The sequence below is a fragment of the Pseudomonas sp. S2_B07 genome (genome assembly GCF_054668435.1).
The window spans coordinates 5,235,521-5,257,879 of the sequence record NZ_CP162769.1; the positions used below are offsets into that span (position 1 = coordinate 5,235,521).

The window sequence follows — 22,359 nt, forward strand, 5'->3', positions numbered from 1 at the left end:
TTATTCGTCGACCTCGGAACCCTCTGAAGTCGAAACCTGCATCTCACCTTGGTTGATGACCTCGTCCACGCCAAAATCCGCACGGGTCAGTTCAAAGTAGCGGACCAGTTGCGCCAGGCTTTCCTCCGAAAACGGATTGCCTCTCAAGGTGATGTTTTCAGCCACCTCCACCGGCAATTCCAGCAGGTCGCTGGGCACCTCGGTAATTGCATTCATGCTCAGGTCGACCCAGTCCAGATCCGTCAGCTGAAGCAGGCCATGGGGGATGTCAGTGATGCCGGTGTCGTTGAGCAACACGGTCGACAGGTTGGGCATTTGGCTTAGATCCGGCGTACGCCCCAACGGGTTTAAGCTCAGGTCGATGTAATCAAGCTGCTCCATGCCCGCCAATGCATTTGCCGTCTGCGCAGACAGGCTGACCCGGCATTCGGGGAGCGACAGCGAGCGCAGGCGCCCCATCTTGAAGACCGCATCGGGGATGTCACCGAGGTCGCACTCGCGCAGCCTCAGGCTTTTGAGGTTGGTAAAGGACTCGAGGAAACGCCCCAGTCGTGTTGCACCCTCGGCGCTTTGGATCTCCAGCGCGGAAACATGACTGAAGTCTGCACTCATGGCGGGCAGCTCGCCATTGATAACCGGGCGGACCATAAGCTCGAACGTCGGCTCAAGTGCGTCGTTGAAATCATCCAGTCCAGATTCACGCTGCCAGCACTTCTCAAGTGCCTGCTTGAGTTCGTCACGGTTGGCTTGCTCGGCAGAGAGTTGGTCGGGGCTGAACGGTTCACCCGTCACGGGGTGCCGGTCCGGAACATCGGTGGTCCAGGCAGACAAATCATTTTTCAGTTGGGTGAGCTCTTCTTCGAGGCGCGTAAGGTATGTGCGGCCTTCCTCCAGAGTCCCCGGCAATTCGTAGACAAACTCACTGGCCTGTTCGACTTCCATGCTGGGGTACAACGCCTTGATGCGATCAATATCGGCTTCGGGAGCATAGACACCCATGTCGTAGGCGTTTTCGAAGTGGTGTTGCTTGATCAATTCCCGCGCGCTGTTCGAAAGCGGGTTGTGGGTGAGGTGCAGGCCGCGCTTGTCGTACAGCGAACTTTCGAATAACCCGGCAGGCAACTCGCTGATGCGGTTGTTCATCAGCAGGAGGGTTTCGAGCTTCGGGTGTTGCAGAGCGCCGGCCGGAATCTCCGTCATGCGAGTGTCGCTCAGGTCCAGGTGCACCAGCTCACTCATCGTGTCGATGCGCGGCAGGCTTTCAAACGGATTTTTGTAAAGGTCCAGCATGGCCAGTTTTTTCAGTGACGCCAGCTTCGACCAGGTGGCGGCGTCGACCCGGATGCCGCAATCGCTCAAGACCAAGGCTTGAAGGTCGGGCATTCGGCTGATGGCGTCGGGGAGGGTGGTCAGGGAAAATCGGCGCAACTCCAGGCGGCGCAGTCCGCTGAAGCCCCTTAGAAACGCGGGAATGGCCTGCGCACTGCGCGTGCCTTCCAGGGACAACCGCGACACATGACTGAAGTCGGCACTCAGTGGCGGAAAGTCACCGAGTATCGGCTGTTCGAACCTGAGCACATATTGGGTCACCCCCTCTGGGGTGTCGAAATCCCGGTCGGACTGTCGCCGCCAGCTGCGCTGGATTTCCTGGGCCAGCAACCGGCGATTGTTTCGCTCGGCTTGTTGCTCCAGCTCACTGAGCGGGCGTCCGGTTTCAGGATGAGCCGTGGGCGAGTCACTGACCCAGACGCGCAGGTCCTGATGCAGTCGGGCCAACTCCCTCCTCACACGTGAAAGTTCTACGCGAGCGCCATCGGGATGAAGTTGCAATGCCTGGACAATGGACTGCATTTCTTCCTGAGGAAGGTTGGGGTAAACCTCGCGCACCCGGTCGTTGAGCGTCGGTGTCTCGCGGTCGATTCGACTGTAGCCCTCGGCACCACCGGGCAGGCGCATGGTGGTTGGGTCATAGAACGGTTTTCGATGGGGATTTTTTGCGAACAGCCTGCGTAAGGCCGGTTGGTCCAGTGCGTGTTCGGCGATGCGTTGTTTGAGTGTCCGGGCGTCTGCGATCAAAGGGTTCAGCTTGTTGCGCTGCGACTCCGGCAGCGCCCGGAACAGGGCCTGATAAAAACTTCCCTGCGTCGAGCCAGTGTCCTGGTGAACCTGGTAAGTGCCGTCTTCAGCGCGAATCAGTATTTTTTGAATGGGCGCATCGGGCTGGCCAATGCTGTCGCGCAAGGTCCCCTCGGCCGAGTAGTCCCTCACTTCGATGCGTAATTCGGCCGGCAAATCGGGCAGCGAATTCAGGCTGTGCAAGGCCAGTCGGTGGGTGTCGGTGGTGTCCAGCGCTTCGGAATAAAAACCTTCGCAAGCTCGGGTCGCGCGCACGGCTTCCATGGCTTTGAGCGCTGCATTCTTGAGTCGCTGGGGAAGGCGGCCGTTGTGCAGTTGTTTCAGCTCGGTGCCGGATGCATTGCTCACCAATTCCTCGGCGATATCGGTGGGTAGCCCCTGCACGTCATCCAGCAGTCGCTGGACTCGCAGGTCATCGGTTTTTTCCAGTGCTCGGTAGCGCAGATCGAACAGCGATTTGCGGTGGCTCCGGGCAAGTTCGGCGGTCTGTTGTCTGAAGGTTGACGTTTGGTCTTGCGCTGCCGGCATCGGCGTGTCGACAGGCCAGTCGTCGTAGCTGCTCAGCAGTTGATGCTGCATGACCGCATCGGCCTTTTGGTAGTGCTCGGCTTGATCACTGCCGATCTGCTCGATAAAGGTGTCGATGTCCCGGTTGATCCTGTAGCGCTTGATCGTGTCGGTCAGCAGCGAAGGCGGGCGGTAGTGTTCGGCATGCATCTCGCGCAGGGCATTGTCGTGAAAACCGCTGACCTGCAGGATCTGCTCGCGCTCGGCGTTGCTGAACGACTCGACATCGTGGCCGATGCGACGCATGACCGTTTCCCGATCCCAATGCAGCGGCTGCTCCAGTTCGGTGTGCCAGGCGCCGTGGTGGTTGTGCAGTAAAGAAGGCTGATAAGCATCGGTGCGGGTCGGATGCTCAATCTGATACGCGCCGGAGGTGCCTTCGGGTTTCACGGCGTACAGTTTTCCTTCCAGGGGCAGCAGCGTCTTGCCCCCGTGGCGATAGAGGCCAAGTTGATCGGGGGTTGCACCGTCAGGCAGGCTCTGGGCGTGTTCGTAAGGGAGTAGATCTTGCTTCCAATAGCGGATTTTTCCTTTTGGCGTTGCGACGGGTTTGAGCGGGTCGACCAGCGCGACCGCTTCGCGCGAAAGCAAACGGCTGAAGGCGCCGGCAGCGATCGCGCCACCCACTGCGAATGTGCCTACTTCAACCACTGTTTCAGCGAGCGTTATCAGATGCCTTAGCGCCTCCGTTTTCAACCCTTCGGCCAGGTCTACGATGCCTTCGAACGTTTCGTCGAGTAACTGGTAGGCCATGTAACCCAGCATTACTTCGCCGAGAAACGGAACGAATGGCAAGGCAACGAACGACGCGATTTCAAGCAGCGTCGACGCCACTTTGCTGAAGGCATCCCACAATGCCCAGCGCCCGTTTCGGTCCGCGGAGGCGGTGGCGACGGCCTGCGTGCTGGCATCGTTGATGATCTTGTTCAGTTGGCGCTGATAGACATGATTCCACAGGTCCGCGCTGAACGGCGTCATTGAAAACCGCAGGTTGGGCCTGTCGATGGGCGTTTCCCGCCAGCTAGGCAATGGGTCGCCACGCGTGTGCTGATGCCAGGTGACGCGCTGAAGACGTTGATTGAGATCAGCGAAAAAGTGCCCCCTTTCCTTGTGCTCGACGAAACGGCTGAAGAATGTCTGGTAAGCCGGGGCACGCAGCTTGCGGGTCAGCTCGTTCATGAACGCCAGGGTGTTCGGGTATTCCTTGAGTGGATGTTCGGGATCGTCGGGAATGTAGGCGATGATCCGCGTTCCTTTGCGTGCGCGCTCCAGACTCGCTGCGAAAATGACAATGCCGGTCAGGGAGGAGGACATGATGCTCAGGTCATGGCCGTACAGCGGTTGACCATTGAGTCGCGCACCTGAACGCCCTTCCACAAGGCGCAGGATCGAGAGGCAGGCATCCTCCGGAATGTCCTTGCGCAGTTGAGCCATTTGCAACGCCGCTTTGAGTGCCGCTTGGTGCGAGCCGATCACCTTCGATTTCAACACCGCGCCGGCCACCGGGTTAGTCAGCCCCAGATTGTCTTTGAGGTACGTGTTGTACCGGGCGCCGATGTCCAGATCCCGGCACAGCCGCGCAAAGGCGGCGACGGTTATTTTTTGTTTGATCGCTGGCAGCGTATCGAACTGCCCATTGGGTGACGGCGCGGTAATGAACGTCGATGCCGATTCGTAAGCATCAGCCGCCACTTCCGATTCCTGGAAGTTATGCAGGGCGGCATCAAGCAGCGACACCGTCCAGGTGCGTGCGGCGCCCGTCCTGACTCCGAACCAGGGCACGGTTTGCGGGATGTAAAGGCGCAGGAACGTGGTGTTGACGTCCAGTTCCAGATCAAACCGGGTTTTCAGCTCCGCGGTCAGAAGAGGTTCGGCGAAGGCGCGTGCGCTTTGCAGTTTGGACAGGGTTGAGTCCAGGCGATTTCGCTGGGTCCAGTGGTCCTGGCCGAGCTTTTTCAGCGACAGGTGTTGCACGGATGTCGCGGTGCCGTACCACCGCGGCGTGGCAGGCGAGGCGTTTTTTAGGGCGTCGCGTGTGGCGGGCGAGGCTTCCAGTACCCAGGTCGGCAGATTGTTGAACAGGTGATGGTAGTGATCGTCCGGCTGCGTGGCGGATTCATTGCCGGCTGCGTTAGAAGGGCGATCTTGTTCGTGTCGACTCATGCGCTATTCCCTTAGCGTTTGGATGAGTCACCAGCAAAACAGACGATGACGGGGCTGGTGCGGTACATATTTACCGCACCGTTCGACAAGCCTGCCTATAACCTGTGCCGGCGGTTTAAACTGCGCCTTTGCGACGCTATATGTCGCATTGCCGTAAACCCGACTGAAACCGGGGTTTGCGCTATAAGAAGTTGTCGCTTGGCGGCAAGGCCGGGCTGAAAACTGTCCTTACAATCCCCCCATCGCTCGCCAGTTTCAGGCGAGTGTTCCTCTTCAGGAGACTCCGATGTCCGTTGAGCACGCTGCGGTACAACGCGCCGATTTCGACCAGGTAATGGTTCCTAACTACGCGCCTGCCGCTTTCATCCCTGTGCGTGGTGCCGGTTCCCGCGTCTGGGACCAGTCTGGCCGCGAGCTGATCGACTTCGCCGGCGGGATTGCCGTTAACGTATTGGGCCACGCACACCCTGCGCTGGTCGGTGCCTTGACCGAGCAGGCTAACAAGCTGTGGCACGTGTCCAACGTGTTCACCAATGAGCCGGCCCTGCGCCTGGCGCATAAGCTGATCGACGCTACGTTTGCCGAGCGCGTGTTCTTCTGTAACTCCGGCGCCGAAGCCAACGAGGCCGCTTTCAAACTGGCCCGTCGCGTCGCCTTCGATCGTTTTGGTACCGAGAAGTACGAAATCATCGCCGCGCTGAACAGCTTCCACGGTCGCACCCTGTTCACCGTGAACGTCGGTGGCCAGTCGAAGTACTCCGACGGTTTCGGTCCGAAAATCACCGGCATCACCCACGTGCCGTACAACGATCTGGCGGCGTTGAAAGCAGCCATTTCCGACAAGACCTGCGCAGTGGTGCTTGAGCCGATCCAGGGCGAGGGCGGTGTGTTGCCGGCCGAGCAGGCCTACCTGCAAGGCGCTCGCGACCTGTGCACCGAGCACAACGCGCTGTTGGTGTTCGACGAAGTGCAAACCGGCATGGGCCGCAGCGGCAAGCTGTTCGCCTACCAGCATTACGGCGTGACCCCGGACATCCTGACCAGTGCCAAGAGCCTGGGCGGTGGTTTCCCGATCGCCGCCATGCTGACCACCGAAGACCTGGCCAAACACCTGGTCGTCGGCACTCACGGCACCACTTACGGCGGCAACCCGCTGGCGTGCGCTGTCGCTGAAGCCGTGATCGACGTGATCAACACCCCTGAAGTGCTGGCCGGCGTCAATGCCAAGCACGACAAGTTCAAGGCGCGCCTTGAGCAGATCGGCGAGAAGTACGGCCTGTTCACTCAGGTTCGTGGCCTGGGTCTGCTGATCGGTTGCGTGCTGAGCGATGCCTGGAAGGGCAAGGCCAAAGACATCTTCAACGCCGCCGAACGTGAAGGCCTGATGATTCTGCAAGCCGGCCCGGACGTGATTCGCTTCGCGCCGAGCCTGGTGGTTGAAGACGCTGATATCGATGCCGGTCTGGACCGCTTCGAACGTGCTGCCGCCAAACTGACACAAGCCTGATAGGGCCCTTCGACGCCTGAACTTTCAGGCGTCGAACCCAATTTTTATGCCAGGCCCGCTTTTCTGTAAGAGTGAGCCTGCTCGCGATGGTGTGTCAGTCGACATCAATGTTGCTGATCCACCATCGCGAGCAGGCTCGCTCCTACAAGGGGTCCGGTTATTTTCCTCAAAGAGTTTTTCGAGAAAGGAGTGACACCATGCTGGTGATGCGCCCCGCGCAAATGGCTGATCTGGGCGAGGTACAGCGTCTGGCTGCGGACAGCCCGATTGGTGTCACTTCCTTGCCGGATGACGTTGAACGCCTGAGCGACAAGATCGCTGCAAGCGAAGCCTCGTTTGCTGCCGAAGTCAGCTTCAACGGTGAAGAGAGCTATTTCTTCGTCCTCGAAGACACGACCACCGGCAAGCTGGCCGGTTGCTCGGCGATCGTGGCCTCGGCCGGTTATTCCGAGCCGTTCTACAGTTTCCGTAATGAAACCTTCGTGCACGCCTCCCGCGAGCTGAAGATTCATAACAAGATTCACGTGCTCTCCCAGTGCCACGACCTGACCGGCAACAGCCTGCTGACCAGTTTCTACGTGCAGCGCGAGCTGGTGGGGTCGCCTTGGGCCGAGCTCAATTCCCGTGGGCGCCTGCTGTTCGTCGCCAGCCATCCGGAGCGCTTTGCCGATTCCGTGGTGACCGAGATCGTCGGTTACAGCGATGAAAACGGCGACTCGCCATTCTGGGATGCCATCGGCCGCAACTTCTTCGACCTCAACTACGCTGAAGCCGAGCGTCTGTGCGGTCTGAAGAGCCGCACGTTCCTGGCCGAGCTGATGCCGCATTACCCGATCTATGTGCCGCTGCTGCCGGACTCCGCTCAAGAGGCGATGGGCCAGGTGCATCCACGGGCGCAGATCACCTTCGACATCCTGATGCGCGAAGGCTTCGAGACCGATCACTACATCGACATTTTCGACGGTGGCCCGACTTTGCACGCCCGTGTGACGGGGATCCGTTCGATCGCCCAGAGCCGCGTCGTACCGGTGAAAATCGGCGAGCCGGTCAAAGGTGTCGGACGTCAGTACCTGGTGGCCAATGCCCAGTTGCAGGATTACCGCGCCGTGTTGCTTGAGCTCGATTACGCGCCAGGCAAACCCGTGACCCTGGATCTGGAAGCGGCCGAAGCCTTGGGCGTCGGTGAAGGTGCCAGCGTGCGCCTGGTGGCGGTTTAACGCCGGCATTGATTTCCAGCGAGAGATACCTGGAAAGCAGCGAAATTTCACGGGTGGCGCAAGCGGCCCGTTTGAGGAGATAGCATGATCGTTCGTCCCGTACGCAGCAGCGATTTACCCGCTCTGATCGACCTGGCCCGCAGCACCGGCACCGGCCTGACTACCTTGCCGGCCAACGAAGAACGTCTGGCCCATCGGGTCGGCTGGGCCGAGAAGACCTTTCGCGGCGAAGCCGGGCGCGCTGATGCGGACTACCTGTTCGTACTTGAGGATGACGCGGGCCGCGTGGTGGGCATTTCCGCCATCGCCGGTGCGGTCGGCCTGCGTGAGCCTTGGTACAACTTCCGGGTCGGCCTGACGGTCAGCGCTTCGCAAGAGCTGAACATCTACCGCGAGATTCCGACGCTGTTCCTGGCCAATGACCTGACCGGCAACTCCGAGCTGTGCTCGTTGTTCCTGCACGCCGATTTCCGCACCGGCCTCAATGGCCGCATGCTGGCGAAGGCGCGGATGTTGTTCATTGCCGAGTTCCCGCAACTGTTCGGCAACAAGATCATCGCCGAGATGCGTGGTGTCTCCGATGAAGCCGGGCGTTCGCCTTTCTGGGAGAGCCTGGGCCGTCACTTCTTCAAGATGGAATTCAGCCAGGCTGATTACCTGACCGGCGTGGGCAACAAGGCATTCATTGCCGAACTGATGCCGAAGTTTCCGCTGTACACCTGCTTCCTTTCGCCCGACGCGCGCAACGTCATCGGCAAGGTCCATCCGGACACCGAGCCGGCGCTGGCCATGCTCAAGAGCGAAGGTTTCAGCTACCAGGGCTACGTCGATATCTTCGACGCCGGCCCGGCCGTCGAGTGCGAAACCGGCAAGATTCGCGCGGTGCGTGACAGCGAGGCGCTGGTGCTGGCCATCGGCACACCGGGCGACGACGCTACGCCGTTCCTGATTCATAACCGCAAGCGCGAAGACTGCCGGATCACTGCCGCGCCAGCACGCTTCGCCGCCGGCACGCTGGTGGTTGATCCGCTGACCGCCAAACGTCTTCAACTCAACGCCGGCGATCAAGTGCGCGCCGTTCCGTTGTCTGCTGCTCGGGAGTCGAAATAATGAATTCGCTATACATCGCAGGTGAATGGCTGGCCGGCCAGGGTGAAGCCTTCCAGTCGCTGAACCCGGTGACCCAGCAAGTGCTGTGGTCCGGCGAAGGCGCCACGGCGGCTCAGGTTGAATCCGCCGTGCAAGCCGCGCGTCAGGCATTCCCGGGCTGGGCCCGTCGGACCCTGGCCGAGCGCATTGCCGTGCTTGAGGCCTTTGCCGCCGCACTGAAAAACAAGGCTGACGAACTGGCGCGCTGCATCGGTGAAGAAACCGGCAAGCCACTGTGGGAGTCGGCGACTGAAGTGACCAGCATGGTCAACAAGATTGCGATTTCGGTGCAGAGCTACCGTGAACGTACCGGCGAGAAGAGCGGCCCGCTGGGCGACGCCACTGCTGTGCTGCGTCATAAACCGCACGGCGTGGTGGCGGTGTTCGGTCCTTACAATTTCCCTGGCCACTTGCCGAACGGTCACATCGTGCCAGCGCTGCTGGCCGGTAACAGCGTGTTGTTCAAACCCAGCGAGTTGACCCCGAAAGTCGCCGAGCTGACGGTTAAATGCTGGATCGAAGCCGGCTTGCCGGCGGGCGTGTTGAACCTGCTGCAAGGCGCTCGTGAAACCGGTATTGCCCTGGCGGCAAACCCGGGCATCGACGGTCTGTTCTTCACTGGTTCCAGCCGCACCGGTAATCACCTGCATCAGCAATTCGCCGGTCGTCCAGACAAAATCCTGGCGCTGGAAATGGGGGGTAACAACCCGCTGGTGGTCGACGAAGTGGCAGACCTCGATGCCGCTGTTTACACCATCATCCAGTCGGCCTTCATTTCCGCCGGTCAGCGTTGCACCTGTGCACGCCGCTTGCTGGTGCCGCAGGGCGCCTGGGGCGACACGCTGCTGGCGCGTCTGGTGGCGGTCAGCGCGACGATTGAAGTGGGTGCGTTTGATCAACAACCGGCACCCTTCATGGGGTCGGTTATTTCCCTTGGCGCCGCGAAAGCGTTGATGGACGCGCAAGAACATTTGCTGGCCAATGGCGCAGTGGCGTTGCTGGAAATGACTCAGCCGCAGGCACAAGCCGCGTTGCTGACCCCGGGCATTCTGGACGTGACGGCCGTGGCTGACCGTCCTGACGAAGAGCTGTTCGGCCCGTTGCTGCAAGTGATCCGCTACGCTGATTTTGAAGCGGCGATCGCCGAAGCCAACGATACCGACTATGGCCTGGCGGCGGGTTTGCTGTCGGATTCCGAAGCGCGTTACCGGCAGTTCTGGCTGGAAAGCCGCGCCGGTATCGTCAACTGGAACAAGCAGCTGACCGGTGCCGCGAGCAGCGCGCCATTCGGCGGTGTGGGGGCTTCGGGCAACCATCGCGCCAGCGCCTATTACGCAGCCGATTACTGCGCTTACCCGGTGGCCTCGCTGGAAACCCCGAGCCTGGTGTTGCCTGCTGCTCTCACGCCTGGCGTGAAGATGGCGTAATGCCCAATCGCGGGCAAGCCCGCTCCCACCGGATTTGCGTCGAATACATAGTGTATGAACACCGCCGAACCTGTGGGAGCCGGGCTTCCCGCGATGGCCGCGACCCGGTCTAAAAGAACAGTTACCAGAAGCCTATAACAACAGATTCTCGTGGAGCCTCGCTGATGAAATCCTATGAAGTCAATTTTGACGGTCTAGTGGGGCCGACCCATAACTACGGCGGTTTGTCCTACGGCAACGTCGCGTCCCAGAGCAACAGCCAGCAGTCTTCGAATCCGAAGGAAGCCGCGCTGCAAGGCCTGGCGAAAATGAAAGCGCTGATGGAAATGGGCTTTCAGCAAGGTGTGTTGGCGCCACAAGAACGCCCGGACGTGGCCGCACTGCGCCGTTTGGGTTTCAGCGGCACCGACGCGCAAGTGATCGAGCAAGCCGCTAAAGACGCGATGCCGTTGCTGGTTGCCAGTTGCTCGGCGTCGAGCATGTGGGTAGCCAACGCCGCCACGGTCAGCCCGAGTGCCGACACCGCTGACGGCCGCGTGCATTTCACCGCCGCCAACCTCAACTGCAAGTACCACCGCAGCATCGAACACCCGACCACCAGCCGCGTGCTGGGTGCGATGTTCGCCGATCAGAAGCACTTTGCGCACCATGCCGCGTTGCCGGCCGTGGCGCAGTTCGGTGACGAAGGCGCGGCCAACCACACCCGTTTCTGCCGTGAATACGGTGAAGCCGGCGTCGAGTTCTTCGTGTTCGGTCGCAGCGCATTCGATACCCGCTACCCTGCACCGCAGAAATACCCGGCACGCCAGACGCTGGAAGCGTCACAGGCCGTTGCCCGCCTGCACGGCTTGAGCGAAGACGGTGTGGTCTACGCGCAGCAGAACCCGTCGGTGATCGATCAGGGCGTATTCCACAACGACGTGATCGCTGTAGGTAATGGCGAAGTGTTGTTCTATCACGAGGACGCATTCCTCGACACCGAGCAGATGCTGGCCGAGCTGCAAAGCAAACTCGCAAAAGTCGGCGGCAAATTCCAGTCCATCTGCGTGCCGCGTTCCGCCGTCACCGTGGAGGACGCCGTTCGGTCCTACCTGTTCAACAGCCAACTGCTGTCGCGTCCTGACGGTTCGATGCTGTTGATCGTGCCCGAAGAATGCCGTGGCAACGAGCGTGTCTGGCAGTACCTGCAAGGTCTGACCAGCTCCGGCGGCCTGATCCGCGAAGTGAAAGTCTTCGATCTGAAGCAAAGCATGCAGAACGGTGGCGGCCCGGCTTGCCTGCGGCTGCGCGTCGCACTGAATGAAACCGAGCTGGCGGCGGTCAACCCAGGGGTTATCATGACGGCACCGTTGTACGGCACGTTGACCGAATGGGTCGACAAGCACTACCGCGACCGCATGACCGAAAACGATCTCGCGGACCCGCAATTGCTGCTTGAATGCCGGACGGCACTGGATGAACTGACGCAAATCCTTAAACTGGGCGCGGTTTATCCATTCCAGATCAATTGAAAGTCTCAAACGAGAGCGTAAAAACATGAGCGATACCCTGCAGCTGATCCTTGAAGACACCGACGGCACGCAACTGGAAACCTCCTGCACCCGCGTCGCGGTCCTGTGGCAAGGCAAAGAGCTGTGGATCCAGCACGATGGCCGTGGCCAACTGCTGATCGGCGTGGACGTCGAAGAAGGTGACGCTGAATACGCCAACCTGCTGCTGCGTCCATTGGCGACTAATCTGGTAAGTCTGCAACTGGAAATGGAACCGGCTGAAGTCGGCGACGAAGACCACGTGCACGGCCCGGATTGCGCACACGACCACTAAGGAAACCGCTCTATGCTCGCCCTCGGCAAACTGCTTGAACTGACCCTCGCCGGCCGTGAACCGGCGGAGAAGACTCAACTGACTGTCGAAGGCGTGCGGATGCGCTGGTTGAGCGAAGGTGCGCTGGAAGTCCGGCCACCTGAAGCGCGCGACAATGGCCTGGACCTGCTGTTGTCAGCCGGTATTCACGGCAACGAAACAGCGCCAATCGAGTTGCTTGACCGCCTGTTGCATGACATCGCTCGCGGTGATTTGAAGCCGCGCGCACGTATTCTGTTCCTGTTCGGTAACCCGGAAGCGATTCGCAAAGGCGAGCGCTTTGTCGAGCAGGACGTCAATCGGCTGTTCAACGGCCGTCACGAGCAAAGCAGCGGCTCCGAAGCCTTGCGCGCTTGTGAGCTGGAGCGGCTGGCGGCGAGTTTCTTCAGCCTGCCAGATCGTCAGCGTCTGCACTACGACCTGCACACCGCGATTCGCGGCTCGAAGATTGAGCAGTTCGCCTTGTACCCCTGGAAGGAAGGTCGCCAGCATTCGCGACAGGAACTGGCACGCCTGCGTGCTGCCGGCATGGAAGCGGTGCTGTTGCAGAACAAGCCATCCATCGTTTTCAGTTCCTACACCTACGACAAGCTGGGCGCCGAGTCCTTCACCCTTGAACTGGGCAAGGCAAGGCCATTCGGGCAGAACGCCGGGGTCAACGTTTCCCAGCTGGAAACCCGCCTGAAACAGATCATCGAAGGCGCCGAACCGGAACCGACCGAAGCAGCACTGGACGGTTTGCAGCTGTACAGCGTGGCACGGGAAATCATCAAGCACAGCGACAGCTTCCGCTTGAACCTTCCGGCGGACATCGAGAACTTTTCCGAACTGGACGTGGGTTACCTGCTGGCGGAAGACATCGCCAATACCCGCTGGATCATCGAAGAAGAGGGCGCCCGGATTATCTTCCCGAACCCCAAGGTGAAGAATGGCTTGCGCGCCGGCATCCTGATCGTACCGACCACCGACGAAAACCTCGCCTGACTTTTGCGCACTGATCGTTCCCACGCGGTGCGTGGGAACGATCTTCCGACTTAGACGGCTACCGCCCGGGGTTCGGAGCGACGCAGGTTACGGATCTTGTGCAGCGTATCCGCGCAGGTCTTCGCGGCTTCCTGACCTTTATGCAGGAAATGCTCGAAGAAGAACTTCTGGTGCTCTTCACCGGCATGGAAGTGGTGCGGGGTCAGGGATACCGAGAACACGGGCACTTCAGTTTCCAGTTGCACCTGCATCAGGCCACTGACCACCGACTGGGCGACGAACTCGTGACGGTAGATCCCGCCATCAACCACCAGGGCTGCCGCGACGATGCCCGAATAACGGCCGGTCTTGGCCAGCAACTTGGCGTGCAGGGGCATTTCAAAGGCGCCGCCGACTTCGAAGAAATCGATGTCCGATTCCTGATAACCCTGGGCAATCATTTCGGTGACAAAGCCTTTACGGCTCTGATCGACGATTTCCTTGTGCCAGCAGGCCTGGATGAACGCAACGCGCTCGCCCTGATGGTTTTTGCTTTTGCTATCGATTGCGGTGGGTTGCATGTTCTGACTCCTGTTTATGGTTAAAACAGGGCATATGAATCGAATGGGATTTCAGGGTACGCACGCTCGCACGAATGCAGCGGACGGCCCTTTGGCGTCAATCCCGTTCTCTCTTCATCCGGACTATGACCGTCGGCCCCGGGATCACACCGGGTCTGCTGACCTTGTCGTCATGCACGGTCATTGCCGTACCTGTCGCCAAGCGCTCGCGGGCTATGCGCGTTGCGCGCAATTACCGCCGGTGGGGAGTTGCACCCCGCCCTGAGAACGTTTTGCCGTCAGATTGTCTGGCGGCGCAGCGTTTTTAACACATATTTGTGAGCCGCGCATCGCTGCTATCTGATGATTGTTATCGACTTTTTCGCTGGTTTGGGCTGTCTTTTCCGGCTCAAGGGTTGATTATTCGTCGTCATGACCGCAGTAATTCCTACTTGAAAGGGATTTCCCCTGCTTACCGAGGCCAGATTCATGAGCGTTATCGATCTTCGCAGCGACACCGTCACCCAACCTTCCGCCGGGATGCTCGACGCAATGGCCTGCGCGGCCACCGGTGACGACGTTTATGGCGAGGATCCGACGGTCAACCGTCTTGAAGCCGAGCTGGCAAAACGTCTGGGTTTCGCCGCAGCGCTGTTTGTGCCGACAGGCACGATGAGTAACCTGCTGGGTTTGATGGCGCATTGCGAGCGGGGCGAGGAATACATTGTCGGCCAACAGGCCCACACCTATAAGTATGAAGGTGGCGGTGCAGCGGTGCTCGGTTCGATTCAACCGCAGCCGTTGGAACTGCAGGCCGATGGCTCGCTGGACCTGACCCAGGTGGCCGCCGCGATCAAACCGGACGATTTCCACTTCGCCCGCACCCGTTTGCTGGCGCTGGAAAACACCATGCAAGGCAAAGTGCTGCCGCTGGAGTATCTGGCGCGGGCCCGCAGCTTTACCCGTGAACATGGCTTGCAGCTGCACCTGGACGGCGCGCGGCTCTACAACGCGGCCGTCAAACTGGGGGTTGATGCCCGGGAAATCACTCAGCACTTCGATTCCGTGTCGGTGTGTCTGTCCAAAGGCCTGGGCGCGCCGGTCGGTTCGGTGTTGTGCGGCTCGGTCGAGTTGATTGCCAAGGCGCGCCGATTGCGCAAGATGGTCGGAGGCGGCATGCGTCAGGCCGGGATTCTGGCGGCAGCAGGCTTGTATGCGCTGGACAACAACGTCCAGCGTCTGGCCGACGACCACGCCAATGCGCAGCTGTTGGCTGAAGGCCTGCGCGCGGCGGGTTACGACGTCGAACCGGTGCAGACCAACATGGTGTACGTGCCGATGGGTGACAAGGCCGAAGCCATCAAGACGTTCGCCGCCGAACGCGGGATCAAGTTGAGCGCGGCAGGGCGTCTGCGTATGGTCACGCACATGGACGTCAATCGTGAGCAAATCGGGCAGGTCGTCGCGGCATTCGTCGACTTTTCGCGCAAGTGATAGGGTTAGCGCTCCAATTGACTGTTTCTATCGTATAAACACGCTGTACCCCGCGCGCAGGGCCGATATAATGCGGCCCTTTGCCGTCGCTTCGTCTGTTGACGTTTCGAACAGGCCTTTGGCCGCAGCCTCCGTGGAAGAACCTAATGAAAAGCGCAGAAATCCGTGAAGCCTTCCTTCGCTTCTTCGAAGAGCAAGGCCACACTCGTGTAGCCTCCAGCTCTTTGATTCCGGGCAACGACCCAACCCTGCTGTTCACTAACGCGGGGATGAACCAGTTCAAGGACTGCTTCCTGGGCCAGGAAAAACGCGCGTACACCCGCGCGGTCAGCAGCCAGAAATGCGTGCGCGCCGGCGGCAAGCACAACGACCTGGAAAACGTCGGTTATACCGCCCGTCACCACACTTTCTTCGAAATGCTGGGTAACTTCAGCTTCGGTGATTATTTCAAGCGTGACGCGATCACCTACGCCTGGAACTTCCTGACCTCCGACCAGTGGCTGAATCTGCCGAAGGAAAAGCTCTGGGTGACTGTCTACGCCAGCGATGACGAGGCGTACGACATCTGGACCAAGGAAATTGGTGTTCCGGCCGAGCGCATGGTTCGCATCGGCGACAACAAAGGCGCGCCGTACGCGTCCGACAACTTCTGGACCATGGGCGATACCGGCCCGTGCGGTCCTTGCACCGAAATTTTTTATGATCACGGCGCCGACATCTGGGGCGGCCCACCGGGCTCGCCGGAAGAAGACGGTGACCGTTACATCGAGATCTGGAACAACGTGTTCATGCAGTTCAACCGCACCGCCGATGGCGTGTTGCACCCGCTGCCAGCGCCGTCGGTCGACACCGGCATGGGCCTGGAGCGGATCAGTGCCGTGCTGCAGCACGTTCACTCGAACTATGAAATCGACCTGTTCCAGAGCCTGCTGAGCGCTTCGGCCAAGGCCATCGGTTGCACCAACGACGCTCAGGCTTCCCTGAAAGTCGTGGCTGACCACATTCGTTCTTGCGGCTTCCTGATCGCTGACGGTGTGCTGCCGTCCAACGAAGGTCGCGGCTATGTACTGCGCCGGATCATTCGTCGCGCTTGCCGTCACGGCAACAAGCTGGGCGCCAAGGGCAGTTTCTTCTATCAGATCGTTGCGGCCCTGGTTGCCGAGATGGGCGAAGCCTTCCCTGAGCTGAAATCCCAGCAGGCGCACATCGAACGTGTTCTGAAAGCTGAAGAAGAGCAGTTCGCCAAGACCCTGGAGCAAGGCCTGAAAATCCTCGAGCAGGATCTGGCCTACCTCAAAGGCGACGTGGTACCGGGCGACGTCGTGTTCAAACTCTACGACACCTACGGTTTCCCGATGGACCTGACCGGCGACATCGCTCGCGAGCGCAGCCTGACCATCGACGAAGAAGGCTTTGAGCGCGAAATGGAAGCCCAACGCGTCCGTGCCCGTTCCGCCAGCTCCTTCGGCATGGACTACAACAGTCTGGTCAAGGTTGATGTGGCTACCGAATTTACCGGTTACAAAGCGACCAGCGGTTCGGCGAAAGTCGTGGCTCTCTATAAAGAAGGGCAATCGGTTGACGTGTTGAGCGAAGGCGAAGAAGGCGTGGTCGTTCTAAACCAGACCCCGTTCTACGCGGAGTCCGGTGGCCAGATTGGTGACTGTGGTTATCTGCAAGCCGGCAACAGCCGCTTCGACGTGCGCGATACCACCAAGACCGGCGGCGCCTTCCTGCACCACGGTGTATTGGCATCGGGCAGCCTGATCATCGGCGCGCCGGTTGAAGCTCACGTCGAAGCCGACGTGCGTCATGCCACGTCGCTGAACCACTCGGCCACTCACTTGCTGCACGCCGCATTGCGTCAGGTGCTGGGCGATCACGTTCAGCAGAAAGGTTCGTTGGTCGACAGTCAGCGCCTGCGCTTTGACTTCAGCCACTTCGAAGCCATCAAGCCTGAGCAATTGAAAGCTCTGGAAGACATCGTCAACGCCGAGATCCGCAAGAACTCCGCGGTTGAAACCGAAGAAACCGACATCGAGACCGCCAAGAAGAAGGGCGCCATGGCGCTGTTCGGCGAGAAGTACGGCGACAATGTGCGCGTGCTGAGCATGGGTGGCGATTTCTCGGTTGAGCTGTGTGGCGGTATCCACGCCAACCGTACCGGCGACATCGGTCTGTTGAAAATCATCAGCGAAGGCGGTGTGGCATCGGGTGTGCGTCGTATCGAGGCCGTCACCGGCGCTGCGGCACTGGCCTACTTGAACGCGGCCGAAGAACAACTCAAGGAAGCGGCCAACCTGGTCAAGGGTAGCCGCGACAACCTGATCGACAAGCTGTCGGCTGTGCTGGAGCGCAACCGTCTGCTGGAAAAGCAACTCGAGCAGTTGCAAGCCAAGGCTGCCAGTGCAGCGGGCGACGATCTGTCGGCCGCAGCCCTGGACGTCAAAGGCGTGAAGGTGCTGGCCGTGCGTCTGGACGGTCAGGATGGCAAGGCGCTGCTGGCGCTGGTCGATCAACTGAAAAACAAACTCGGCCGCGCAGTGATCCTGCTCGGCAGTGTCCATGAGGAAAAGGTCGTTCTGGTTGCAGGCGTAACCAAAGACCTGACTGGCCAACTCAAAGCCGGTGATTTGATGAAGCAAGCCGCTGCGGCAGTGGGCGGGAAGGGCGGTGGTCGTCCAGACATGGCGCAGGGCGGCGGTACAGACGCCGGCGCTCTGGATGCAGCATTGGCCCTGACCGTTCCATTTGTAGAGCAGGGTTTATAAGGCAGTGTGTCTGACCCGCGGTCTAGTAGCGGGTCAGAACGCTGTTTGAGTGATTATTTGGGCGCCCTTCATGGGCAGAGGCGGCTTTGAAATGGCTTTGATCGTACAGAAATTTGGAGGCACCTCGGTCGGCACTGTCGAGAGAATCGAGCAGGTCGCCGACAAGGTTAAGAAATTCCGCGATGCCGGCGATGACCTGGTGGTTGTGCTGTCTGCAATGAGCGGCGAAACCAACCGTCTGATCGATCTGGCCAAGCAAATCAGTGGCGACGGCCAACCGGTTCCCCGCGAGCTGGATGTGATCGTTTCCACCGGTGAGCAGGTGACGATTGCACTGTTGGCCATGGCGCTGATCAAGCGCGGCGTGCCAGCGGTGTCCTACACCGGTAATCAGGTGCGGATTCTGACCGATAGCGCGCACAATAAAGCGCGTATCTTGCAGATTGATGACCAGAAGATTCGTGGTGATCTGAAAGCCGGTCGCGTAGTGGTTGTCGCCGGTTTCCAGGGCGTCGACGAGCACGGCAACATCACCACCCTCGGTCGCGGCGGTTCCGACACCACCGGCGTGGCGCTGGCCGCAGCCCTGAAGGCTGATGAATGCCAGATCTACACCGACGTCGATGGTGTCTACACCACCGACCCGCGTGTGGTGTCCGTGGCTCAACGCCTGGAAAAGATTACCTTCGAAGAGATGCTGGAAATGGCCAGCCTCGGTTCCAAGGTACTGCAGATCCGTGCGGTCGAGTTTGCCGGCAAGTACAACGTTCCGCTGCGCGTACTGCACAGCTTCAAGGAGGGTCCGGGCACCCTCATTACTATTGATGAAGAGGAAACCATGGAACAGCCGATCATTTCCGGTATCGCATTCAACCGCGATGAAGCCAAGCTGACCATCCGTGGCGTGCCAGACATCCCGGGCGTTGCATTCAAGATTCTCGGCCCGATCAGTGCCGCGAACATCGAAGTCGACATGATCGTGCAGAACGTCGCGCACGATAACACCACCGACTTCACCTTCACTGTGCACCGCAACGACTACCAGGCGGCGCAAGCCGTGCTGGAAAAAACCGCTGGCGAGCTGGGTGCCCGTGAAGTCGTGGGCGACACCAAGATTGCCAAGGTATCGATCGTCGGCGTCGGCATGCGCTCCCACGCAGGCGTGGCCAGCCGCATGTTCGAATCCCTGGCGAAAGAAAGCATCAACATCCAGATGATCTCGACATCGGAAATCAAAGTCTCCGTTGTGATCGAAGAGAAGTACCTGGAACTGGCTGTGCGCGCTCTGCACACAGCTTTCGAACTGGACGCACCGGCCCGTCAGGGCGAGTGATGCGTTTACCAAAGGGCGCGGTCTGACCGCGCCCTTTGTCTTTTTTTGAATGGCGCGGCCTAAAACTGTTCTTTTGCTCGCGCTGGTCAATACTCAGGCATGTAGGGCTGCGATCATTCTGGTTGTGGGTCGAGTGCCTTTTTTTTGCAGACTGTTGTCCCTGAAATGAAATGCGTTAGGAGAAAGGTATGCTGATTCTGACCCGTCGGTGCGCAGAAAGCCTGATTATTGGTGATGGCGAAATCACCGTGACCGTGCTCGGCGTCAAAGGAAATCAAGTGCGTATCGGTGTGAACGCCCCGAAAGAGGTTGCTGTGCACCGTGAGGAAATTTACCTGCGTATAAAGAAAGAGAAGGACGAAGAACCAAGCCATTAATTTTTATCGTTTTTTATGTTTGCAAACGGGGAAAAGGTTGGTTAAGATACGCCCCGTGTTGCGGAGAGCTGGCCGAGTGGCCGAAGGCGCTCCCCTGCTAAGGGAGTACACCTCAAAAGGGTGTCGGGGGTTCGAATCCCCCGTTCTCCGCCATTATTTGCGTAGTACGTTGTAATCTGGCTTCTTCGGTAAGTTGTTGAAATTACTAGAAAAAGTGTTTGACATAGAGATTAAACGGCCTATAATGCGCGGCAACAAATGCACTCGTAGCTCAGCTGGATAGAGTACTCGGCTACGAACCGAGCGGTCACAGGTTCGAATCCTGTCGAGTGCACCATTTAAGAGTTGTTTGCAGTAATGCGAGCGACTTTGCTTCAGCCAGTTGTGGTCTGGTTTAAAAACACAAAATGCACTCGTAGCTCAGCTGGATAGAGTACTCGGCTACGAACCGAGCGGTCACAGGTTCGAATCCTGTCGAGTGCACCAAACACCAAAAAGCCTGCGTCTAACGCGGGCTTTTTGCTGTCTGGGATTTGGCTTTCCCTTTCGTACATCCTTTCTCATCAAACTCGACCTGTGCGCTACGGCCTCGCTTCGCGTCGTAGCGGTAACTCGTTGATGAATTCCTGATATTGATCTTGTCTGGCTTGCCAAGTGCGCTCTCGACGTCCTGCTGACTCATGCCTGCGACGACGCGTTGATTGATGATCGCTTCGCGTCGCTCCCTGGCGCTGATCAGGTTCCCGCATTTGTCTTCTGCCTGACCCGCGATGATCGGTTCTCTCCTGATGTTTTTCATACCTGATGTTTCACCGGTGTTGGCATCTGGCATGAGCGCCATCGTGCTGCCGGGTGTGACAGTGCGCACATCCTGCAATGAAAGGCTCTCTCCGGCCGTACAGCTCAAGGTGGTGAAGGTGACATGCCCGTTGGCAGCTTCGCAGCGATGCACAGTCTTCGCGTGCAACAGGGGCGGCAGGCAGAGCAGGGTGGTCAGCAAAAAATAGTACGCAATCGATGGCATATGGCGTCCTCCTTGACGGTCGATACCAAGGGTAGCTGCTACATTTTTGGAAGATGGTGTGTTTTCTTTTCAGAATGAGTCGTCGCACTTGATAGATAGGGTGGCGCTCAGGTTTGGCTTGCAAGCGCTTGTTTCAGCCACGATTTTTTAACGTTTAAAACCGTTGGGCGGTGTATCATTGCGCCCGTCAGCCCCGCCGGGGCTTGTGGAATACCTCCATGGACTTACCCAGTAGTTACTCAGTACCCCGTTTCACCAATCATGAATTGACTGATTGATCCTTCCGGCGTGCCCCGCTGCTGGGAGTGGAGTTCGCCTATGTCCGAAGTTGAAGTAAAGAAAACGCAAGAAAGCCTGCAGGACCGCCTCGCTCAAGTTGTTGAGCTGTTGCAGCGTCAGCGGGTCGTCGAAGACCTGACTCATCGCCAGGAAGGTCCGCATCACGACCGGGTCGAGAACCTGGTTCACCGGCAAAACCTCGTCGAGCTGCAACGCAAACTCGATGATCTGCACTCCGCCGACGTTGCCTACATCCTTGAAGCGCTGCCGCTGGACGATCGTCTGACGCTTTGGCAATTGGTCAAGGCTGATCGCGATGGCGACATCCTGCTCGAAGTATCCGACTCGGTCCGTGAAACCCTGATCGCCGACATGGACGATCACGAGCTCCTGGCCGCGGCCAAGGACATGGACGCCGACGAACTCGCTGACCTGGCGTCCGAGCTGCCGCGAGACGTCGTCCACGAGCTGATGGAAACCCTCGATGGTCAACAGCGTGAGCGCGTTCGCTCCGCATTGTCCTACGACGAGGAGCAAGTCGGTGCACTGATGGACTTCGAGATGGTGACCATCCGTGAGGATGTCAGTCTCGAAGTGGTTCTGCGTTACCTGCGTCGCCTCAAAGAGCTGCCCGGCCACACCGACAAGCTGTTCGTTGTCGACTACGACGGCGTGCTGAAAGGTGTACTGCCGATCAAGCGTCTGCTGGTCAACGATCCGGAAAAACAGGTTTCAGAAGTCATGGCCAGCGACCCGGTGAGTTTTCACCCGGACGAGGACGCCTATGACGCCGCTCAGGCGTTCGAACGTTACGACTTGATCTCGGCCCCCGTGGTCGACAAGAACGGCAAGCTGATCGGCCGTCTGACCATCGATGAAATGGTCGACCTGATTCGTGAAGAGAGCGAAAACGAAGTTCTCAACATGGCGGGTCTGCGCGAAGAAGAAGATATTTTCGCGTCAGTCTGGAAATCCCTGCGCAACCGTTGGGCCTGGCTGGCGGTAAACCTGATTACCGCGTTTATTGCATCGCGGGTGATCGGCCTGTTTGAAGGCTCCATCGAAAAACTGGTCGCACTGGCGGCATTGATGCCGATCGTAGCCGGTATCGGTGGCAACTCCGGTAACCAGACCATCACCATGATCGTTCGTGCGATGGCGCTGGATCAGGTCAGTACCGGCAATACCTCGCGGCTGATGCGCAAGGAATTGGCGGTCGGTCTGATCAATGGCCTGGTCTGGGGCGGGGTGATTGGCGTGGTGGCCTATCTGCTTTACGGCAGTTGGTCCCTTGGCGTGGTCATGACGGCCGCCATGACGCTCAACCTGTTGCTGGCGGCGTTGATGGGGGTTTTGATTCCGATGACCCTGGCGCGGCTTGGACGCGACCCTGCGATGGGCGCGAGCGTGATGATCACCGCCATGACCGACAGTGGCGGGTTCTTCATCTTCCTTGGGCTGGCGACGATCTTCCTGCTCTGACTTGACCCGCTTTAAGAAACCCGCCCAATTGGCGGGTTTTTTATGGC

Annotated in this window: 15 protein-coding genes, 3 tRNA genes and 1 riboswitch; of the genes, 15 read left to right on the forward strand and 3 right to left on the reverse strand. The window is 59.2% G+C overall.

Annotated elements, in window-relative coordinates:
- Positions 1-4,866 (reverse strand): dermonecrotic toxin domain-containing protein, encoded by a 4,866-nt coding sequence (locus tag AB4N43_RS24140; protein WP_460152022.1) that lies wholly within the window; start codon positions 4,864-4,866, stop codon positions 1-3.
- 286 nt (positions 4,867-5,152) lie between these two features.
- Between AB4N43_RS24140 and AB4N43_RS24145 the strand changes: the two genes are divergently transcribed.
- The 7 genes from AB4N43_RS24145 to astE all read left to right on the forward strand — a co-directional run bounded on the left by AB4N43_RS24145 (position 5,153) and on the right by astE (position 13,013).
- A complete protein-coding gene (locus AB4N43_RS24145; protein ID WP_027923927.1) occupies positions 5,153-6,373 on the forward strand; it encodes an aspartate aminotransferase family protein in 1,221 nt (406 codons plus the stop codon).
- Between the two features lie 197 nt (positions 6,374-6,570).
- A complete protein-coding gene (gene aruF / locus AB4N43_RS24150) occupies positions 6,571-7,590 on the forward strand; it encodes an arginine/ornithine succinyltransferase subunit alpha (protein WP_027923928.1) in 1,020 nt (339 codons plus the stop codon).
- An 84-nt stretch (positions 7,591-7,674) separates the two neighbouring features.
- Positions 7,675-8,700 carry an arginine N-succinyltransferase gene (astA, locus tag AB4N43_RS24155; RefSeq protein ID WP_027923929.1) on the forward strand — a complete coding sequence of 342 codons (1,026 nt, stop codon included), beginning with the start codon at positions 7,675-7,677 and terminating at the stop codon, positions 8,698-8,700.
- Positions 8,697-10,166 carry a succinylglutamate-semialdehyde dehydrogenase gene (gene astD / locus AB4N43_RS24160; RefSeq protein ID WP_460154228.1) on the forward strand — a complete coding sequence of 490 codons (1,470 nt, stop codon included), beginning with the start codon at positions 8,697-8,699 and terminating at the stop codon, positions 10,164-10,166. Before astA ends, astD begins: the two co-directional genes overlap by 4 nt.
- Before the next feature lie 164 nt (positions 10,167-10,330).
- Entirely contained in the window at positions 10,331-11,677 is a 1,347-nt protein-coding gene (gene astB / locus AB4N43_RS24165; RefSeq protein ID WP_027923931.1) for an N-succinylarginine dihydrolase, read from the forward strand.
- Between the two features lie 25 nt (positions 11,678-11,702).
- Positions 11,703-11,990, forward strand: a complete 288-nt coding sequence (locus AB4N43_RS24170; RefSeq protein ID WP_027923932.1) for a hypothetical protein — start codon at positions 11,703-11,705, stop codon at positions 11,988-11,990.
- 12 nt (positions 11,991-12,002) lie between these two features.
- Entirely contained in the window at positions 12,003-13,013 is a 1,011-nt protein-coding gene (gene astE, locus AB4N43_RS24175) for a succinylglutamate desuccinylase (RefSeq protein ID WP_027923933.1), read from the forward strand.
- Positions 13,014-13,063: 50 nt separating this feature from the next.
- Here astE and AB4N43_RS24180 read toward each other — a convergent pair whose 3' ends face one another.
- Positions 13,064-13,573: a 6,7-dimethyl-8-ribityllumazine synthase gene (locus AB4N43_RS24180; protein ID WP_027923934.1), complete on the reverse strand. Its 510-nt coding sequence runs from the start codon at positions 13,571-13,573 to the stop codon at positions 13,064-13,066.
- Positions 13,574-13,674: 101 nt separating this feature from the next.
- Positions 13,675-13,846, reverse strand: a riboswitch (FMN riboswitch).
- 195 nt (positions 13,847-14,041) lie between these two features.
- Between AB4N43_RS24180 and ltaE the strand changes: the two genes are divergently transcribed.
- From ltaE to AB4N43_RS24215, 7 genes are all read left to right on the forward strand, one after another.
- Positions 14,042-15,046 (forward strand): low-specificity L-threonine aldolase, encoded by a 1,005-nt coding sequence (gene ltaE, locus AB4N43_RS24185; RefSeq protein WP_027923935.1) that lies wholly within the window; start codon positions 14,042-14,044, stop codon positions 15,044-15,046.
- 146 nt (positions 15,047-15,192) lie between these two features.
- Positions 15,193-17,817: an alanine--tRNA ligase gene (gene alaS, locus AB4N43_RS24190; RefSeq protein WP_460152023.1), complete on the forward strand. Its 2,625-nt coding sequence runs from the start codon at positions 15,193-15,195 to the stop codon at positions 17,815-17,817.
- A 91-nt stretch (positions 17,818-17,908) separates the two neighbouring features.
- On the forward strand, positions 17,909-19,150 hold the full coding sequence (locus AB4N43_RS24195; RefSeq protein ID WP_027923937.1) for an aspartate kinase: 1,242 nt from the start codon (positions 17,909-17,911) through the stop codon (positions 19,148-19,150).
- A 188-nt stretch (positions 19,151-19,338) separates the two neighbouring features.
- A complete protein-coding gene (gene csrA, locus AB4N43_RS24200; protein WP_002554426.1) occupies positions 19,339-19,527 on the forward strand; it encodes a carbon storage regulator CsrA in 189 nt (62 codons plus the stop codon).
- Positions 19,528-19,589: 62 nt separating this feature from the next.
- Positions 19,590-19,680: transfer RNA gene (locus tag AB4N43_RS24205), tRNA-Ser, on the forward strand.
- A gap of 107 nt (positions 19,681-19,787) precedes the next feature.
- Positions 19,788-19,864: transfer RNA gene (locus AB4N43_RS24210), tRNA-Arg, on the forward strand.
- Positions 19,865-19,936: 72 nt separating this feature from the next.
- A tRNA-Arg gene (locus AB4N43_RS24215) sits at positions 19,937-20,013 on the forward strand.
- Positions 20,014-20,032: 19 nt separating this feature from the next.
- On the opposite strand, the gene AB4N43_RS24220 is transcribed toward AB4N43_RS24215, so the two are convergent.
- Positions 20,033-20,551: a cell envelope protein SmpA gene (locus AB4N43_RS24220; protein WP_460152025.1), complete on the reverse strand. Its 519-nt coding sequence runs from the start codon at positions 20,549-20,551 to the stop codon at positions 20,033-20,035.
- A 318-nt stretch (positions 20,552-20,869) separates the two neighbouring features.
- On the opposite strand from AB4N43_RS24220, the gene mgtE reads away from it, so the two are divergent.
- Positions 20,870-22,312, forward strand: coding sequence for a magnesium transporter (mgtE, locus tag AB4N43_RS24225; protein WP_010457218.1), 1,443 nt, complete (start codon positions 20,870-20,872; stop codon positions 22,310-22,312).
- Positions 22,313-22,359 lie beyond the last annotated feature (47 nt).

Bases quoted from the DNA above. Each gene is read 5' to 3' on its own strand.
- AB4N43_RS24140 (WP_460152022.1), bottom strand. From the start codon at position 4,866: ATGAGTCGACACGAACAAGATCGCCCTTCTAACGCAGCCGGCAATGAA.
- AB4N43_RS24145 (WP_027923927.1), top strand. From the start codon at position 5,153: ATGTCCGTTGAGCACGCTGCGGTACAACGCGCCGATTTCGACCAGGTA.
- aruF (WP_027923928.1), top strand. From the start codon at position 6,571: ATGCTGGTGATGCGCCCCGCGCAAATGGCTGATCTGGGCGAGGTACAG.
- astA (WP_027923929.1), top strand. From the start codon at position 7,675: ATGATCGTTCGTCCCGTACGCAGCAGCGATTTACCCGCTCTGATCGAC.
- astB (WP_027923931.1), top strand. From the start codon at position 10,331: ATGAAATCCTATGAAGTCAATTTTGACGGTCTAGTGGGGCCGACCCAT.
- AB4N43_RS24170 (WP_027923932.1), top strand. From the start codon at position 11,703: ATGAGCGATACCCTGCAGCTGATCCTTGAAGACACCGACGGCACGCAA.
- astE (WP_027923933.1), top strand. From the start codon at position 12,003: ATGCTCGCCCTCGGCAAACTGCTTGAACTGACCCTCGCCGGCCGTGAA.
- AB4N43_RS24180 (WP_027923934.1), bottom strand. From the start codon at position 13,573: ATGCAACCCACCGCAATCGATAGCAAAAGCAAAAACCATCAGGGCGAG.
- ltaE (WP_027923935.1), top strand. From the start codon at position 14,042: ATGAGCGTTATCGATCTTCGCAGCGACACCGTCACCCAACCTTCCGCC.
- alaS (WP_460152023.1), top strand. From the start codon at position 15,193: ATGAAAAGCGCAGAAATCCGTGAAGCCTTCCTTCGCTTCTTCGAAGAG.
- AB4N43_RS24195 (WP_027923937.1), top strand. From the start codon at position 17,909: ATGGCTTTGATCGTACAGAAATTTGGAGGCACCTCGGTCGGCACTGTC.
- csrA (WP_002554426.1), top strand. From the start codon at position 19,339: ATGCTGATTCTGACCCGTCGGTGCGCAGAAAGCCTGATTATTGGTGAT.
- AB4N43_RS24220 (WP_460152025.1), bottom strand. From the start codon at position 20,551: ATGCCATCGATTGCGTACTATTTTTTGCTGACCACCCTGCTCTGCCTG.
- mgtE (WP_010457218.1), top strand. From the start codon at position 20,870: ATGTCCGAAGTTGAAGTAAAGAAAACGCAAGAAAGCCTGCAGGACCGC.